The organism is Arthrobacter sp. Y3221114, from assembly GCF_059092625.1.
In genome coordinates this window covers 289,301-306,571 of the sequence record NZ_JBNHHW010000004.1, presented here as the reverse complement: position 1 = coordinate 306,571, position 17,271 = coordinate 289,301, and the positions used below count along the sequence as shown (strand labels likewise).

General features: G+C 64.3%; 15 protein-coding genes. 12 read left to right on the top strand and 3 right to left on the bottom strand.

The features are described 5' to 3' along the window. Positions 1-482: 482 nt before the first annotated feature. On the bottom strand, positions 483-755 hold the full coding sequence (locus tag AC5RV3_RS11015) for a hypothetical protein (protein WP_494122162.1): 273 nt from the start codon (positions 753-755) through the stop codon (positions 483-485). 184 nt (positions 756-939) lie between these two features. Here AC5RV3_RS11015 and AC5RV3_RS11010 point away from each other — a divergent pair, with 184 nt between their 5' ends. Then, positions 940-1,818: a PaaX family transcriptional regulator gene (locus AC5RV3_RS11010; RefSeq protein WP_494122161.1), complete on the top strand. Its 879-nt coding sequence runs from the start codon at positions 940-942 to the stop codon at positions 1,816-1,818. A gap of 113 nt (positions 1,819-1,931) precedes the next feature. Here AC5RV3_RS11010 and AC5RV3_RS11005 read toward each other — a convergent pair whose 3' ends face one another. Beyond that, on the bottom strand, positions 1,932-2,417 hold the full coding sequence (locus tag AC5RV3_RS11005) for a cupin domain-containing protein (protein WP_494081791.1): 486 nt from the start codon (positions 2,415-2,417) through the stop codon (positions 1,932-1,934). Positions 2,418-2,622: 205 nt separating this feature from the next. On the opposite strand from AC5RV3_RS11005, the gene AC5RV3_RS11000 reads away from it, so the two are divergent. The 6 genes from AC5RV3_RS11000 (at position 2,623) to AC5RV3_RS10975 (ending at position 10,093) form a co-directional block, all read left to right on the top strand. After that, a complete protein-coding gene (locus AC5RV3_RS11000; RefSeq protein WP_494122160.1) occupies positions 2,623-3,711 on the top strand; it encodes an MBL fold metallo-hydrolase in 1,089 nt (362 codons plus the stop codon). Continuing rightward, complete coding sequence (locus AC5RV3_RS10995; protein ID WP_494122159.1) at positions 3,708-5,195, top strand: MFS transporter; 1,488 nt, start codon at positions 3,708-3,710, stop codon at positions 5,193-5,195. The genes AC5RV3_RS11000 and AC5RV3_RS10995 overlap by 4 nt, the downstream gene beginning before the upstream one ends. Before the next feature lie 93 nt (positions 5,196-5,288). Beyond that, the gene (locus AC5RV3_RS10990; RefSeq protein WP_494122158.1) at positions 5,289-5,747 is read left to right on the top strand and encodes an acyl-CoA thioesterase; all 459 of its coding nucleotides are present in this window, start codon (positions 5,289-5,291) and stop codon (positions 5,745-5,747) included. Further along, positions 5,744-6,619: a PaaX family transcriptional regulator gene (locus tag AC5RV3_RS10985; protein ID WP_494122157.1), complete on the top strand. Its 876-nt coding sequence runs from the start codon at positions 5,744-5,746 to the stop codon at positions 6,617-6,619. The genes AC5RV3_RS10990 and AC5RV3_RS10985 overlap by 4 nt, the downstream gene beginning before the upstream one ends. A gap of 290 nt (positions 6,620-6,909) precedes the next feature. Further along, positions 6,910-8,265 carry an MFS transporter gene (locus tag AC5RV3_RS10980; RefSeq protein ID WP_494122156.1) on the top strand — a complete coding sequence of 452 codons (1,356 nt, stop codon included), beginning with the start codon at positions 6,910-6,912 and terminating at the stop codon, positions 8,263-8,265. Between the two features lie 121 nt (positions 8,266-8,386). Next, complete coding sequence (locus tag AC5RV3_RS10975; protein WP_494122155.1) at positions 8,387-10,093, top strand: thiamine pyrophosphate-binding protein; 1,707 nt, start codon at positions 8,387-8,389, stop codon at positions 10,091-10,093. A 97-nt stretch (positions 10,094-10,190) separates the two neighbouring features. Here the strand turns inward: AC5RV3_RS10975 and AC5RV3_RS10970 are convergent, their stop codons facing one another. Continuing rightward, on the bottom strand, positions 10,191-10,607 hold the full coding sequence (locus AC5RV3_RS10970; RefSeq protein WP_494122154.1) for a RidA family protein: 417 nt from the start codon (positions 10,605-10,607) through the stop codon (positions 10,191-10,193). 139 nt (positions 10,608-10,746) lie between these two features. Between AC5RV3_RS10970 and AC5RV3_RS10965 the strand changes: the two genes are divergently transcribed. The 5 genes from AC5RV3_RS10965 to AC5RV3_RS10945 all read left to right on the top strand — a co-directional run bounded on the left by AC5RV3_RS10965 (position 10,747) and on the right by AC5RV3_RS10945 (position 17,250). Next, positions 10,747-11,658 carry a fumarylacetoacetate hydrolase family protein gene (locus AC5RV3_RS10965; RefSeq protein WP_494122153.1) on the top strand — a complete coding sequence of 304 codons (912 nt, stop codon included), beginning with the start codon at positions 10,747-10,749 and terminating at the stop codon, positions 11,656-11,658. Between the two features lie 40 nt (positions 11,659-11,698). Then, positions 11,699-12,181: a cupin domain-containing protein gene (locus AC5RV3_RS10960; RefSeq protein WP_494122152.1), complete on the top strand. Its 483-nt coding sequence runs from the start codon at positions 11,699-11,701 to the stop codon at positions 12,179-12,181. Next, positions 12,178-13,092 (top strand): acyl-CoA thioesterase, encoded by a 915-nt coding sequence (locus AC5RV3_RS10955; RefSeq protein ID WP_494122151.1) that lies wholly within the window; start codon positions 12,178-12,180, stop codon positions 13,090-13,092. The genes AC5RV3_RS10960 and AC5RV3_RS10955 overlap by 4 nt, the downstream gene beginning before the upstream one ends. Before the next feature lie 97 nt (positions 13,093-13,189). Beyond that, the gene (locus AC5RV3_RS10950) at positions 13,190-14,836 is read left to right on the top strand and encodes an AMP-binding protein (RefSeq protein WP_494122150.1); all 1,647 of its coding nucleotides are present in this window, start codon (positions 13,190-13,192) and stop codon (positions 14,834-14,836) included. Between the two features lie 23 nt (positions 14,837-14,859). Continuing rightward, positions 14,860-17,250, top strand: a complete 2,391-nt coding sequence (locus tag AC5RV3_RS10945; RefSeq protein ID WP_494122149.1) for a bifunctional salicylyl-CoA 5-hydroxylase/oxidoreductase — start codon at positions 14,860-14,862, stop codon at positions 17,248-17,250. Positions 17,251-17,271: the final 21 nt, after the last annotated feature.

Genomic DNA, 17,271 nt, shown 5'->3' with positions numbered 1-17,271 from the left:
GATGGCTGGCAGACCTGGCGGTCAACCTGGATCTGGCGGCCGAGCTCGTGAACCGGGGCCGAGAAGCGTTCGACTCCGATTCAGCGCCTCGTCTGGCCTTTGAGGCTTTGTGCAACCGTGTCGGAGACCTGTGCAAGAGGCTCGTTACCGCGGAACCCGAGACCTTCACTGACCCGATCTGGCGGCAGGCAGCCAGGAACAGGGGCTGCTTCGTGCATCACTTTGACCGAGTCGATGAGCAAGCACTATGGGTGACGGTGTCGGTTGGTTTTCCGGAGCTGCGCGATCGGCTCGGCAGGATAGCCTCGCGGCCAAGGGAGCACTGACTGTGCACGACGGAGATGCACAGGCAGCGGGCCTGGCGGTGTTCACTCTGGTCATCGAGCGATGGGCTTCGGGCAGCAGGACTTTCTTCTCGCCCTTGGCGCCCGGTCTGCATCAGCAGGCCGGGCGCCGTCGCGGGTGGGCCACCGGCAGGTGTTCTAACAAGCCGCGACCTCACGTGAGCGATGAGCCTCATCGTCTCTGGCTAGATCCTTGCCTTTGGTCTCCGGAGATGCGATCGCCGCGACCAGCACCAGGGCACAGAGCAGGATCAAATAGATATCGAAGGCCCGCGGCATACCCTCCGAGTAGAGCCAAGTCTGCAGGTACGCCGCGGTTCCGCCGGTTAGCGCTGCGGCAACAGAGTAAGGCAGGCCAATGCCGATGGTCCGAACGCGGGCCGGGAACTGCTCCGGGAAGAAGGCCGGCATGATCGCCGTCGGTCTGCGGCAATGAGAATCATGCCCGCGCCCATATAGACAATCAGCCGCCATGATTCCTGGCCGCCACTGAAAACAAGTGCCAGAGGGATGATCAGCTATCAAACCGCCGCTGTCGCCGGGCGCAGCCGAAAGGGCCAGCGACTTAGGATGGGAGACGCACGGAATATGAGGGGTGCGCATTCACGAGGAGGACCCAATTCCCGCCATGGCGCCACGGACGCAGCGCCCGCAGCTGCAGCAATTGCTGGTCACGCTCTACGGTCTTTACGCGGGAGGCGCTGGAGGGTGGTTGCCGGTCTCTGTGTTGGTGGCCATGTTGGCGGACCTGGGCGTGGACGGCCAAGCAGCGAGGTCGACGATTTCCCGGTTGAAGTCAAAGGGCGTGCTGTCCGGTCGGCGGACCGACGGAGTGTCCGAATACGCACTCTCCGAAAGCGTTCTGGATATTTTCCATTCCGATGACCAGCGGATCTTCGCACCGGAGCGTTCACGGCCGGAAGACCCCTGGGCCTTGGTGGTGTTTTCCGTGCCGGAGGCCGAGCGAAACCGCCGGTACGAACTGCGCGCGGAATTGACCAGCCTGGGCTTCGGGTTCGTGGCGGCAGGCGTGGCGGTCGCGCCGGCTACTGTGATGGAGCAGGCTATGCGCCGGCTTGCTGACCGCGGTCTGGACCGCTACACGGAGTACTTTGCTGGAAGCTACCTTAAAGACGGCAATGTCCGCGAGCAGGTGCAACAGTGGTGGGACCTCGCCCTGCTCGAGCGTCAGTATCAGGATTTCTTGACTTGTTACTCGCCGGTGGCTGACGAGTGGCAGCGGCGGAGTTCAAAAGGTGAAAAGCCGCTTCCGCGCGAGGCTTTCAGCCTGTACGTGCCAATGCTCACTCAGTGGCGACGGTTCCCTTACCGAGACCCGAACTTGCCCTTTGAATACATGCCCGAAGGCTGGAAAGCACCGCAAGCCAAACAAGTCTTCCTAACCCTGGACCGCATCCTTCGTGCTCCGGCCGCCGACCACGCACGGAAGCTGGCGGCAGGGGCATTTCGCTGAGCTGGCACGGTTTCCGCTGTGCCCGATTAGCACCGGCGCCGGTGCCCTTGCTGCGGGAGCAGGGCACCGGCGTCGTTTGTTCAGGACTTTCCCGGCCGCTCCGGAGCGGGAGTTTACGCGCCGGGAACGCTGCCCTCGGGCAGGAAGTTTACGTCGTGCAACGCCGATCGGCGGACAACTTCTTCCGGATCGCTGAGGTTGTGCAGTTGGTCGAACAGCTGGGCCAGCCGGCCTGACGGGCTGACCCAGAAGAGAGCCTTGCCCGGGGTCTCTCCCTTGTTGTAGTAAGCGTGCGGCAGATCCCGGGGCATGCGGACGGTGTCGCCAGGGCCCGCGGTGGTCCACTCGCCGTCGAGGTACAGCGTATAGACGCCTTCCATCACGTAGATGTGCTCGTCCTGGGTGGGGTGGACGTGCGGCGGCACGCCGGTTCCGGTGGGATCCAACGACAGCCACGCAAAGCTGGTGGCACTTTCCGACTTGGCCAAGTAGGTGTGGCCGAGGACGTTCCAGGTTTTGTTACCCATGGCCTCGCTGGCCAGAGTGATGCCCTTGGGCAGGTCTCCCAGAACGATTTCCTGATCCTGTTGCGCCTGCATGGCGGCTCCTTTCGTTGAACGAACTGTGCAGTCAGCATGGCAGGCTGAGGATGAATATGCAATAGGTATTGCGATCGCAAAAATAGCTCCATATGATGTGTGTCACGCTTCGGGGGCCGCATAACCGGAGCGCGCCACGCCGCCGCCACATCATTCTCTCGGGCGGCTCATTTCCCGCCCACCTACCGAAGGAAAGAGGGCACACATGGCTACAACACCGCACGGAATGAGCGTTCATACGCTCGGAACTGGAGGCGGTCCGATCGTCTCCAGCAGTCGCGCCGGAACCAGCACCGCCATCCGCGTAGACGACGCTGTCTATGTGGTGGACTGTGGAATGGGTAGCATCCGCAACTATCGATCCAGTTCCACTTGGGGCGAACTGCGGGGAATTTTCCTGACCCACCACCACTCCGATCACGTGTACGACCTGGGCTCGTTCCTGGTTACGGGTTGGCAGGTCCCCGGGGAGTCCTTTAGTCGGCAGATCCAGATTCTGGGTCCGGGCCGTCCGGAGCGCGTGCCGGCTCTCGATGACGAGCATGCCGGGCAGATCAGCGCCCGGTTCGGCAACCGCAGCATGACAGGTACCCGCGAGATGGTGGGCGCGCTGCTGGACAAGGTTTTCGCGTCTGATATCTGCATCCGGATGACCGATGAAGGGCGCGCCGACCCAAACGACTGGGTGGTTGCCGCAGATATTGAGATACCAGCATCGGCGGCTGCAGACCCTGTCCACAACCGGCATCCCGAGATGGAGCCCTTCGAGATCTACCGGGACGACAAAGTTGCCGTCAGCGCCATTCTGGTGGACCACCGGCTGTGCTTCCCGGCCTTCGCCTACCGTTTCGACTCGGCGTACGGGTCGGTGGTGATATCCGGCGATACAGCCTATTCGGAGAACTGCATCCGGCTGGCGCAGGGTGCAGAGCTGCTGCTGCACGAGGTGATGGATCTGGAAGCCATCCTCGCGACCTTCCCGGACGGGCCGACCCGCAACGGCATAGAAATTCACCTGCGTGAATCGCACACCCCATACACCGAGGTGGGCAAAGTTGCCGCACGTGCAGGTGTGGGGCGGCTGGTGTTGCACCACGTTGTGCCGAACACGCCCGGCGCAGCCGACACGCAGAAAATGCGCGATGCCGCTGCCGCCGACTTCGATGGATCGGTAGACGTGGCCGAGGATAACGACGTCTTCGTTCTGCCGCCGCAGTTTCCGATTGGTGCACCGCCCGAGGCTGGGGCAGCGGAGGCTGTTGCCGCAGCCGAGACCGTAGAGGTGGGGGCATGAGCGCGCAGCAGGCCCGGCAGGCGACCGGGCAAGAGGAGCTGATCCCGCCGCATACCCTCCGGGCCGCGGTCCGGCATGGACGAATGAATCGGCGAGCCTGGCTGGTCACGGGAGCGCTGGTGGTTTTTCAGATCATCAACTTCGCGGACAAGGCCGTGCTCGGTTTGGTTGCAGCGCCCGTGATGCAGGAGCTCAACCTGAGCGCCGGTGAGTTCGGCTTTATTGGGAGCGCCTTCTTCTTTCTCTTCGCGGCAGCTGCCGTGGCCGTGGGCTTCCTGGCCGGCAAGGTGCCGACGCGTTGGATCCTGCTGGCCATGGGTATTTCCTGGGCGGTGCTGCAGTTCCCGATGCTCTTCGGCGGCGGCGCGGCCGTCCTGCTGGTAACCCGGATTATCCTGGGCGCCGCAGAAGGCCCGGCCACTCCCATCAGCCTGCAGCACGTCCACGGCTGGTTCCCCGCCAAGGAGCGGGGGCTGCCCAGTAGCTTGGTCGCCATTGGTTCCACGCTGGGGCCCATCATTGCAGCGCCGATGCTGGCCTGGATCATCGCGCATCCGGATCTGGGCTGGCGCTGGGCGTTCGGGTTTCTGGGAATCGTGGGATTACTCTGGTCGCTTGCCTGGCTGTTCATAGGGCGCGAAGGCCCTTATAGCCACACTGCCAAATCGGAGTCTGGCAAGCCGGGCGGCGAGGAGCCAGTTGTTGTTGCTGCGGCGGCGGCAGAGGAGCGAACAGCGCCCGCTCCCGCGACCGCAAGTATCGCTGACCGTTCGGACCTGCTCAAGATAGTCCCGATCCGACGTGTGCTCGGCACTCGTATGTTCGTTGCTGCTGTCTTGGCGGGAGCGGGTTGCTTCTGGGCGCAGGGGTTCCTGACCACGTGGTCGCCCAAATACCTTGCTTCGGTGGTCGAGCTTTCTCCCGAGATGATCGGGCTCGTCTCCACATTCCCCTGGGTCCTCGGCGCGCTGGCGCTGCTGGTGCTCGGCTACACGTCCCGGTTCCTCATGCAGCGCGGTGTGACCGTCCGCTGGGCACTCGGGGCGCTGTTCGGGGCATCGCTGCTGTGTTCGGGTGTGTGTTTCCTGGTGCTGCCGCAGGTTGGCGGCCCGGCAGCGGTGGTCTTTGTGACGCTTGGCGCGGGTCTGGCGCTGGTCTTTCCGCTGGCTCCGACGGCCCTGGCCTTCAGCGTCTGTGCCAAGCAGCGTGGCGCCGTGATGGCCACCTTGACCGGTTTGGCCTCGCTCGGCGGCGTGATCGCTCCGGCGATGGTCGGCTGGCTGATGGACCGTGCCGGCTATGTCATAGGCCCCAGGGGTGCAGCCGATACCGGCGAGATGGCCGCTCGGCTGGCCGCGGGGATGAACTCGGCATTCTGGATGATCGGCATCTACCTCGTCGCGGTCGGGATCCTGAGCGTGATCATGCTCAACCCGGACCGCACGGCAAATCGGCTGCAGCAGCGGTTCGTGTTCAACGGCTGAACGGCGGAAGGCCGCCGTCGTCTATCGACCAGGCAGGGCGCTCCGTCACCGTTGCGCCATAGGATGGATGTGGTCTGCAGCGAAGGGAGAACCATGGAGCGGAATGACGGCGGCCTGCCGGAGGTCAGCATCGAACGGACCGTTGAGTGGGTCGATACCGACGCGGCCGGCCACCAGCACAATTCCGTGATCATGCGGTGGGTGGAGGCTGCTGAGGCCGAACTGTTCCGCCGGCTGCAGTTGCCCGATTACTTCCCCAGCGCCCCGCGCGTGCAGCAGGTGATCAACTACCGGGCCAAGCTGTGGTTCGGCCAGCGGGTGACCGCCCGGTTGTCCGTGCAGCAGTTGGGCCGGACATCCCTGACGTTCGCGTTCGAGGTCCACGGCCAGCCGCACGGGAAGTCGCCGGGCGGTCTGGCGGCCCACGGAACCTTCACTACTGTTTACGTACCGGCCGAGAGCGGCGGCGCGCAGCCGTGGCCCGACCACATGCGCGCCGCCATCTGCGGTGCCGGCAAGCAGTCGGCTGGTGCGGGAATCCTGAAGGCATGATGGAGATTCCAGCGCCCCAACTGCAGCACCAGCAGTTGATCCTCACCATCTACGGCTTGTACGGGCGGCGAGGCGGATCCGCGCTGCCCGTGTCGGTGCTGATCGATATGCTTGGCGACCTGGGGCACGACGCCCCGGGGGTGCGTTCGGCGGTCTCGCGCATGAAGGCCAAGGGTGTGCTCAACAGCGTTCGCAGCGGTGGAGCGGCGCGATACGAGCTGTCGCCGCGCTCGCTGGAGATAGTGCAGGAAGGCGATGAGCGCATTTTCGCGCCACACCGCGGGGAGCCGGAAGGTCGATGGGTGCTGGCGATTTTCTCGGTGCCGGAGTCGATGCGCGATCGCCGGCACCAACTCCGCGCCGAACTGGCTCGGCTGGGTTTCGGGTCCATGTCGGCGGGGGTTTGGATCGCTCCGGCCGCGGTCCGGGAGAGCGCCCGGCGGCGGCTCGAAGACCGCGGTTTGGCCGAGTACGTGGAATTCTTCACGGGTGAGTACTCGGAAGGGCCGGATATGCGAGCCAAGGTGGCGCAGTGGTGGGACCTCGACGCGTTGGCGGCTCAAATCGATGAATTCCTGGACTACTACGGCGGATCGCTGGCAGCGTGGACGGAGCGCGTCGGTGACGACGCCGCTCTGGCGCTGGCCGCGGCGGATGCCGAAACCAAACGGGACGCTTTCCGGTACTACGTGCCCATGCTGACGTTGTGGCGGCGACTGCCGTATCGGGATCCCGGGCTGCCGCTGAAATATCTGCCTGAAGGTTGGCGCGGCCCGAACGCGCGGCAAACATTTTTCGGAGTTCATCGCTTGATCGGCCCTCTGGCCGAGGCCCATGCCCAGTCGCTGGTCGCTGACGACGCAGCGGCCTGAATCCGGACGGCAATCGCCGCAGAACGCTGGGACGCTGTGCGGCTGAGGCTTCTGCCGGCCCCGCCGACCGGTTGCAAGCCGAGACCGGCGTGATGTCTTCTCGTCCTCAAAGATTTATTTGCCGAAACCTGGTGACGCTTGTCACAGGCCTGTGTTATGTTGTGCCAGTATGACGCTCGTAAAAATGTCAGCATATGTCGTGGGCGGCGCAGAAGAACCGCATAACGGCAGTCCTGCCCGTCCCGTAGAGCACTCGCCCACTTCGTCCCGAATGATGAATTGAGACCCGAATGGAAACTACGTCCCCACCCGCCTTCAGAGTGCCGCCCAAGGCAACGAAGACGGTGCTTTTTTGCTGCTGGCTGGCCATCCTGGCCGAAGGCTACGATGTCGGCGTCCTTGGTGCGGTCCTGCCGGCGCTCGCGGAGTACCGTGCCTGGGACCTTACGCCGTTGGAGCTCGGCGGACTCGGAGCCTACGCCCTGGTCGGAATGCTCATCGGTGCCCTGTTTATCGGCACCCTTAGCGATATGTACGGCCGCAAAAAGATGCTGTTGGTCTCAATGGTCATCTTCACCCTGACACAAGCAGGTGCCGCGGTCGCTCCGACGCCGGAAATCTTCGGTCTTTTCCGACTCATCGGCGGCCTTGGCATGGGCGGCGTCATTCCCGTGGCCGCCGCGCTGACTATCGAGTATTCGGCTCCGAAAAAGCGTTCGTACAATTACGGACTCATGTACTCCGGCTACTCGCTGGGCATCGTTGCCGCGGCGCTCATGGCGCTCTTCTTGCTCCCGGTGGCCGGTTGGCGCTGGGTGGTCGCAATCGGCGCCGTCCCGGTTCTACTCTTGCCGATTATCGCCAAGCTGCTGCCGGAGTCGCTGGACTATCTGGAGGCCAGCGGCAAGCGGCGGCAGGCTGAGCTTCTGGCCGGCCGATTGGGGATAGCTCCCTATGTTCCGACCGTGCCAACGAAGCCAGTCGAAGAAGGCAAGGCCGACCCCTGGTGGCGGACCATTACGACGATGTTCTCTTCCCGGTACTTGCGCTCGACAGTATTCTTCTGGATTTCCCTCTTCTGCGGCATGGTTTTGGTCTACGGTCTGAACACCTGGCTGCCTTCCATCATGAAATCCGCCGGCTACGATCTCGGTTCCTCTCTGACCTTCCTGCTGGTGTTCAGCCTCGCCTCCGCTGCGGGAGGGCTGGCCTTGGGCAAGGCTGCAGACAGGTACGGTCAGAAGCTCATTCTGGTGGTCTTCTACCTCCTCGGGGGTTTGGGCATTCTTCTGCTGATATTCCCCGGGAACATGGTGGTCAATCTCCTGTTTGTCGCGTTCGCCGGTATCGGCTCCATCTCTACCTCGCTGGTGCTGACCGGCTACATTGCCGACTACTATCCCGCAAATATGCGGGCTACCGCCACGGGTTGGGCGTTGAGCTTCGCTCGCATCGGAGCCATCTCGGGCCCCTTGATTGGTGGATGGATCGGAAGCGCCGCACTGCCTTTCGAGTGGAACTTCATCATTTTCGCCGGAGTCGCCGTTATCGCAGCGGTAGCAGTTGCGCTGATTCCGAAACGCATTTCACCAGCGTTGTCGTCGACGGAGCCAGGCGGCGAAACTGCCGACGCGAGCGTCCGCTAGCCGTACTGCTGAGCGCGGAAATGCCTCGAAGCCGAGCCGGAGCCGAGGCATTTCCGTCATTTCATGGTTACTGCGGGACCATCGCCGAGCTGGCCTGGCCCCGTCTATGGAGGGATACGTCTTGACCGTTACGACCAACAACCGCCGACAGGCACGCCCGCAAGCAGACGCCCGTCCACCCGTCAACGTCGCAGAGCTCGTCGGCTACACCCTGGCACGTCTGGGGGCGGGCCACGTTTTTGGGGTAGTGGGCAGCGGCAACTTCACTGCGACCACGGCGTTGCGCCGCTACGGCGTCCCGTTCACCGCCGCCCGGCATGAAGCTGGCGCAGCGACCATGGCCGACGCGTACGGGCGGATGTCTGGAAGGGTGGGCATTGCTTCTACCCACCAAGGCTGCGGGCTGACCAATGCCGTCACCGGAATCGGGGAAGCCGCTAAGAGCCGCACTCCGATGATCGTGCTGACAGCGGATACGGCGGCCTCGGCCATCCGTTCCAACTTCAAGATCGACCAAGATGCCTTGGCACGAAGCGTCGGTGCCGTCGCCGAACGCATCCATTCGCCGGAGAGCGCCGTAGCGGACACCGTCCGCGCCTTCCGTACCGCTGTCAACGAACGCCGGACGGTGGTGCTGTCGCTGCCCACGGATATCCAGGCGGCGGCTGTGTCTGCCGACCTGCCCGATGTTAAACCTCTCCCCTTGCCGCAGGCCGTCCGTCCGGACGTCGCATCGGTCTCCCTGTTGGCCGAATTGATTCGCGGCGCTCAGCGTCCCGTCTTTGTCGCCGGACGCGGCGCCCGTGGAGCCGGTCCGCAGATTTCGGCACTTGCCGCAGCCTCCGGGGCGCTGGTGGCAACCTCCGCGGTGGCACATGGGCTCTTCGCCGGAGATCCCTTTAATCTCGGAATATCCGGAGGATTTTCCTCCCCCTTCACCGCGGAAACCATTGGCAGCGCGGACTTGATAGTCGGCTGGGGCTGCGCACTGAACATGTGGACCATGCGGCACGGGTCCTTGATTGGGGCGAATACGCTGGTGGCCCAGGTCGATGTGGAGGATTCGGCTCTCGGCGCCAACCGGCCGATCGAACTGGGCGTACTAGGTGACAGCGCCGAGACGGCCCAGGCCGTACTGGAAGTGCTGCAGGCCGAGGGCTACCGGGCCGCCGGACTGCGTACCCAGGAGATGGCCGCGCAGATCTCCGCCCATGCCCGCTGGAACTCCGTGGCGATAGAAGACCTGTCCACTGATGAGGCCATCGACCCCCGGGTCATCAGCCGGGAGCTGGACAAGATCCTCCCGGCTGACCGGCTGGTGTCCATCGACTCCGGAAACTTCATGGGTTACCCCAGCAGTTACCTGTCTGTGCCGGACGAATTCGGATTCTGCTTCACCCAGGCGTTCCAATCCATTGGCCTCGGGCTCGCGACTGCCATCGGGGCCGCCACAGCCCGCCCGGACCGCCTGCCGGTCCTGGGCACCGGGGACGGCGGCTTCCTGATGGCGATCGCCGACCTGGAGACAGCAGTGCGGGAGCGGATTCCGCTGGTGGTCATCGTCTACAACGACTCCGCTTATGGGGCCGAAGTCCATCACTTCGACGTAGACGACGAGGATCTTGAGGTGGTCCGGTTTCCGCTCGTGGACATCGCCGCGATAGCCAGGGGCTACGGGGCCGAGGCGATAACCGTTACCGGCTTGGACGATGTGGCAGCGGTTTCGGCGTGGCTTGAGGGCCCTCGGGCGGAGCCGCTGGTGATAGATGCGCGGATCGCCTCCGACGGCGGTGCCTGGTGGCTTGCCGAGGCATTCAAGGGGCATTGACCGCCGGCGCTGCCGGGGGTGTGGTCGGCCACGGCTGAAAACATGTGGGAGGGCGGAAAATTCCGCCCTCCCACACAGCGTGGCTCTGCGTTTTTACTCAGCGCTCCGGGATCACCGCGGTGCCTTGGATTTCGATCAGCGCTTCCTTCTGCCACAACCGGGAGACGCCGATGCCGGCCATCGCCGGATATTCAGTGCCGGCCATTTCCCGCCAGAGCCGCCCAATTTCCCGGCCGTTGGCCAGGTAGTCGTCTACGTCGGTGAGGTAGATGGTCACGCTGACCAGGTCTTCGGGGCGCCCGCCTGCTTCCTCCAGCGTGGCCAGCACGTTGGAAAATGCTTGGCGGAACTGCTCGACAATCCCGCCCGGGACGATGTTCATGTCCTTGTCCAGGGCGGTCTGGCCGCCCAGGAAGACCGTGTTTCCGGCCAAAATCCCGTGTGCGTAGCCGGACGGCTTGGGTAGCGACGCAGGGTTGATGGTGCGGTTGCCAACGGCTGACTGATTGCTCATGTGTTCTCTCCTGGCGTTGGTAGATCGGTTTCTTCGGTTTTTGGAAAAAACTCTGGTGCGGATCGTTCTGATCGTGTACGTTGAGCATATGTGACGGCCGTAAAAAAGTCGACACATCGAAATACGAAGGAGAGACCGCATGAAACTGGCCACCTTGCGCACCGGACCAGGCAGCACCACGGCTGCCGTCCAAACGACGGCCGGCGCCTATGTGCCATTGCCGGCGTCCGATGTGGGAGCCTTGCTGGCGATGCCGGGCTGGCGCGCCCAGGCCGAGGAGGCGGTGCGCACCGCCGCGAGCGCCGCCGTCGTCCGGTCCCGGGTCGGCGACCTGGCGCCGGTAGTGCCGCGGCCGGGCAAGGTGATCTGCTGCGGCCTGAACTACGGCGACCACATCCAGGAGATGGGGCGTGAGCTGCCCGAGTATCCGACGCTGTTCGCCAAATTCGCGGACACCTTGGCCGGTCCGGAGGACCAACTCAGCGTGGTCGGCAGTGAGAACGTGGATTGGGAAGCCGAGCTGGCCGTGGTCGTGGGGGCCACCCTGACCGGAGCCGACGAAGACCAGGCCGCCGCCGCCATCGCCGGCTACACCGTGGCCAACGACGTCTCGATGCGGGACTGGCAGCGCCGGACCCTGCAGTGGTTCCAAGGCAAGGCTTTCGACGCGAGCACGCCGCTGGGACCGGTGCTGGTCACCGCCGACGAATTCGACGGAACAGGCGTGGAGGTCCGCGGCTACGTAAACGGCGAGCTGGTACAGCACGGCCACACCCGCACTCTGGTGTTCGGTCCGGCCAGGCTGCTGTCCTACATTTCGCAGTTCACCACGCTGCGCCCGGGAGACGTGGTCCTGACGGGCACACCCGGGGGAGTGGGCATGGGCATGGTTCCGCCGCGCTTCCTGGCCGACGGCGATGTGCTCACCACCGAGATCGACGGCATCGGCCGCCTGACGAACCTGATCCGCATCCAGCCCGCGGAAGGCCTGCGGGAACCGGCACCGGCCCTTTCCGGAACAACAACGGCGGAGCCGGCCGCCCGCGGCTGAGGCGCCTTTCCCAACCCCACCCCTATGACAGAGGAGCGACATGACTGAAGCAGCTACCGAATACCGCACCGAGGGCGACAACTCGGTGTATGCCGGCGCGGACGGGAAAGTGGTCCCGGTCGTCACCAAATCCGGCAGCGAGGACACCAACACCGCCCAGTCCGGCGATTGCGTCCGCGTCTCCGGCGTCTCGATCCAGCACACGCCGGCCACCAAGATCTGGTTCGGACAGGTTTCGAACGTTCCCGGCTACCGCTCGCTGCCCCACCACCACGGCGAAGCCGAAACCGGTGGCTACGTGCTGCGCGGCCACGGCCGGATCTACTTCGGCGAGGACTACTCCGAGTTTGTGGACATGACGGCCGGCGACTGGGTCTTCGTGCCGCCGTTCATGCCGCACGTGGAAGCGAACATGTCCGTCACAGAAGAGCTGGTCTGGCTTACGGCCCGCACGCCCGAGAACATTGTGGTCAACCTGGACGACGTTCCGGACGAGACGTTGGAAGGATACCGCCGGGCATGAATACCGACACCGTAACCGTTGAGGGAAGCCTGGCGCCGACGGCCGAGACCTTCCTGCGCGCCGTCGAACTGACCGCCGTTAAACCTCAAGTCCACGACGAGGCCTACGAGGCGACCACCCAGTACGTGCCGTGGCCGAAGGCCTACGGCGGCGATATGGTGGCCCAAGCCGCAGCGGCCATGATGCGTTCGGTGGGCGAGGACCGGCAGCTGCATTCGATGCACAGCTACTTCATGCGCCCGGTGGATATCGGGGCCGTGGTCCGCTACGAAGTGGAGAAGCTGCGGGACGGTCGCGGCTACTCCACCCGCAGCGTGCGGGGCTGGCAGGACGGCAAGACCGTGTTCGCCGCGATGGGTTCCTTCCAAGTGCCCGAGGACGGTCCGGAATTCCAGCCGGACATGCCGGCTTGCGTAGACCCGGATTCGCTGCGGAGTGCCGCCGAAGTGCTGGCAGGCGTCGAAGGCGACGCCGCTGCCTACTGGTCGCGGGGACGCAGTTTCGACATGCGGCACGTGCCCGGCCCAGTGTATGTGGAGATCGAGGGCGAACAGGTGCCGCAGCAAGCTGTGTGGGTGAAGGCATTTGGGCAACTGCCTGATCAAGTCGACGAGCGTGCCACTCAGGACCTGCACCGCACCGCGCTGGCCTACGTCTGCGACTACACCATCCTGGAGCCGATCCTGCGGACGCAAGGCCAGTACTGGGCCCAACCCGGACTCGTGACCGCCAGCCTCGACCACTCCATGTGGTTCCACCGCGACGGTCGCCTGGACGACTGGGTGCTGTACGCCCAGGAAGCGGTTTCCGGTCAGCGCAACCGCGGGCTGGCCACCGGCAGGTTCTTCGACCGCGACGGCCGCCTGCTGGCCACGGTTGCGCAAGAAGGCATGATCCGCGCAGGGCGCTGAGCCTGGCGGAGGCATGTGGTCATCCACGTGCCTCCACATTGCCCGACTAGCCCGCTCTTCCGTCTCCCCGCCCATTCTTCTCTCCGAAAGGAACGCCATGGAGCTTTCCCCGTCAGCTCATGTGGACTCGTTCACGCGCGACCACCTGCCTCCCGCCGAGCAGTGGCCAATCCTGGAATTCACCCTTCCCGAACTGCAGTATCCGGACCGACTCAACGCTGCCACGGCGCTCATCGATGAGGCCGTAGCCGCCTTCGGGGGCGAGCGCCCCGCCCTGCATACTCCGGACGGCCAGACCTGGAGCTACGGCCAACTGCAGCAGCGGGCCAACCAGGTGGCGCAGGTGCTCACCGAGGATTTCGGCGTGGTGCCGGGTAACCGTGTCCTGCTGCGCGGCCCCAATAACCCGTGGCTGGTGGCCGCCTGGTTGGGCGTGCTCAAGGCCGGTGCCGTCGTCGTCACCACGATGCCGGTGCTGCGCGCCAGTGAAGTTGCCACCATCTGCCAGTTGACGCGTCCCTCGGCTGCGATCACTGATGCTCGCTTTGCTGATGGACTTGCTGAGGCGGTGGGGGAAGGCATCGCCGTCATGACCTATGGGGCGGACGACCCCGATGACCTCATAGTCCGGTGTGCTGCTAAGAGCGGCGAATTCGACGACGTTGCCACAGCGGCGGACGACATTGCCCTGCTTGGGCCGACCTCGGGTACCACCGGCACACCCAAGATCACCATGCACTTCCACCGCGACATCCTGGCTAACGCGGATACGTTCGCCCGGTACATCTTGCAACCCACCGCCGACGATGTGTTCGCGGGATCTCCGCCTCTGGCGTTTACCTTCGGGCTCGGCGGATTGGTGGTCTTCCCGCTGCGGTTTGGTGCTTCCGCGCTCCTGACCGAACGTGCCACCCCGGTGCAGTTGGCGGAACAGGCGGCCAATGCCGGCGCTACGGTGCTTTTCACGGCCCCCACGGCGTACCGCGCCATCCTGAAGGAAGGTCGGGCGGACCTCCTCCGTGGGCTGCGCATTGCGGTGTCGGCAGGAGAGCATCTGCCAAGGGAGACGTGGGAGGCGGTCCATGAGGCCACCGGGCTATCCCTGGTTAACGGGATCGGTTCCACCGAAATGCTGCATGTGTTCATTTCCGCCGCCGGAGACGACATCCGCCCCGGCGCCACGGGGATTGCGATCCCGGGTTTTCGTGCCAAGGTGTTGGACGACGATGGCAACGAAGCCCCGGTCAACCAGCCCGGGAAGCTGGCCGTCATCGGCCCGACCGGTTGCCGCTATCTGGACGACCCGCGGCAGGCAAACTACGTGCAGAACGGATGGAACATAACCGGCGACACGTTTCTGCGCGACGAGGAAGGCTACTTCGTCTACCAAGCCCGGTCGGACAACATGATTGTCTCGTCCGGCTACAACATCGGGGCCCCCGAGGTGGAAGCGGCGATCGACCAGCATCCGGACGTGGTGGAGAACGCCGTGATCGGTCGGCCGGATCCGGAACGCGGCAGCGTGGTCTGCGCCTTCGTGGTGCTGCGCGACGGTGCGGTCGGCGACGACGCCACACGCAAGGACATCCAGGACTTCGTCAAGGCAACCATCGCGCCTTACAAATACCCGCGGGACATCAGGTTCGTGACCGAGCTGCCGCGCAACCCCAGCGGAAAACTTCAGCACTTCAAACTCCGCGAGCAGGCTGGCCAAGGGGCAGACCTGGCCGGCAGCCCGGCTTAGACCAGACCGGAAGGACAACAGACATGAAAATCGCAATTGTGGGAGGCGGCCCCGGCGGCCTGTACTTCGCAGCCCTGATGAAGCAGTTGGACCCGGCGCACGAGGTGACTGTCTGGGAGCGCAACGCGGCTAATGACACCTTCGGTTTCGGCGTGGTTTTTTCGGACGAAACCCTGGGCGGGATCGGCAACGCGGATCCGGTGGTGGCCGAGTATATGAGCCGCCGATTCGCCCGCTGGTCCGACATCGACATTCACTACCAGGGCGAAACCATCGCCGTGGGCGGCCAAGGTTTCGCTGCCATGAGCCGTAAAGAACTGCTCGAACTGCTGCAGCACCGTTGTGCGGAACTCGGTGTGGACCTGCGCTTCTCAACCCTGGCACCCCCGGTGGAGGAACTCGAAGCCGGCTATGATCTGGTGCTGGCAGCAGACGGGGTAAACTCCCAGATCCGCTCGAAGTACGCCGAATCGTTCGGCCCCAATCTGGACCCGCGGCCGAACAAATTCATGTGGTTGGGTACCGATCTGGTCTTCGAAGCCTTCAAGTTCTTTATCAAAGAGACCGAGCACGGGGTCATGCAGATCCACGGCTACCCGTTCTCCGATCAGGGCTCCACGTTCATCGTGGAAATGCCCGAGGACGTCTGGCGCGCTGCCGGCTTCGATGAAACCGAGAACGAGGTATTTGCCCCCGGCGTCTCCGATGAGAAAGCGATCGCGAAGATTCGGGAGATATTCGCTGACGAGCTCGAGGGCCATCAGGTACTGGCCAACAATTCCAAGTGGCTGAACTTCACCACCGTCCGCAACAGCAGTTGGCGGCACAGCAACGTGGTGCTGCTCGGCGACGCTGCGCACACCGCACACTTCTCCATCGGCTCCGGCACAAAACTGGCCATGGAAGATGCCTTGGCCCTGGCGGCATGCCTCCACGAACACCAGGATCTGGAGACGGCGCTGGAAGCCTATGAAACCGAGCGGCGGCCAGTGGTGGAATCTACCCAACGCGCCGCGCAGGCGTCACTCGAGTGGTTCGAACGCGTGGGCCAATACACCGGGCAGGACCCGGTCCAGTTCACCTTCAACCTGCTCACCCGCAGTCGGCGCATCACGCAGGACAACCTGCGGTTGCGGGACCCCGAATTCGCACTGAAGGTGGAGGAACACTTCGCCAGCTCGCAGGGTCTGGAATCGGTCGCGCCGGCTATGTTCCAGCCGTACCGCATCGGCGGCCTGGAGCTGAAGAACCGCATCGTGGTCTCGCCCATGGACATGTACTCCGCCATCGATGGGATGCCGGCGGACTTCCACAAGGTGCACCTGGGCAGTAAGGCCATGGGCGGCGCCGGCCTCGTCATGACGGAGATGGTTTGCGTCTCGGCAGAAGGCCGTATTACCCCGGGCGACACCGGGCTCTACACGGACGAACAGCGCGACGCATGGAAAGACATCACCGAGTTCGTCCACGGGCATTCCGACGCCAAGATCGGCGCCCAGATCGGCCACGCCGGCCGCAAAGCGTCAACGAAGCTGATGTGGGAAGGCATCGATCAGCCGCTGGAATCGGGCAACTGGGAGGTCATCGGCCCATCGCCGCTGCCCTACGGACCGGACAATCAGGTTCCCCGGGAAATGGATCGTGCCCAGATGGATAAGGTCGTGGCAGACTTTGTCGCCGCCACACAGCGGGCAGACGAGGCCGGATTCGACCTCCTGGAAGTACACGCGGCGCATGGCTACCTCCTCTCCTCATTCCTGTCTCCGGTGGCCAACCACCGAACGGACGAGTACGGCGGCAGTGTGGACAACCGGCTGGGCTTCCCGCTGGAGGTCTTCGACGCGGTGCGGGCTGCGTGGCCGGCGGAGAAACCGCTGACTGTGCGCATCTCCGCGACAGACTGGATCGACGGCGGCAATACGCTGGATGAAGCTGTTCAGATCGCCAAGGCGTTTGCGGCCCACGGCGCCGATGGAATCGATGTATCCACCGGCCAGATCGCCAAGGGGGAGAAGCCTCAGTATGGTCGCAGCTACCAGACGCCGTACGCGGACCGAATCCGTCAGGAAGTCGCAGTCCCCGCGGGCATCGCTGTTATCGCGGTGGGGGCGATTTCCACCTACGACGACGCGAACTCGATCCTGCTGGCCGGACGCGCCGACCTGATCGCTCTGGGACGGACACACCTGTATGACCCGCACTGGACGCTGCACGCAGCTGCGGAGCAAAACTACCGGGGCGACGGCGTTGCGTGGATTCCACAGTTCCGGGCTGGACGCCGCAAACCGCCGAGCGCGCGCACGGATGCGGTCCGCCCGCGACTCTCCCTGATGCGGGAGGTCAACGAGTCAGAGGACAACTCGCATCTACGCTGGAAGCCATTGCGTCCGGCTCAGCCCGCACTGGCAGGCTAAGGTCCCTGGTGACTGATGACG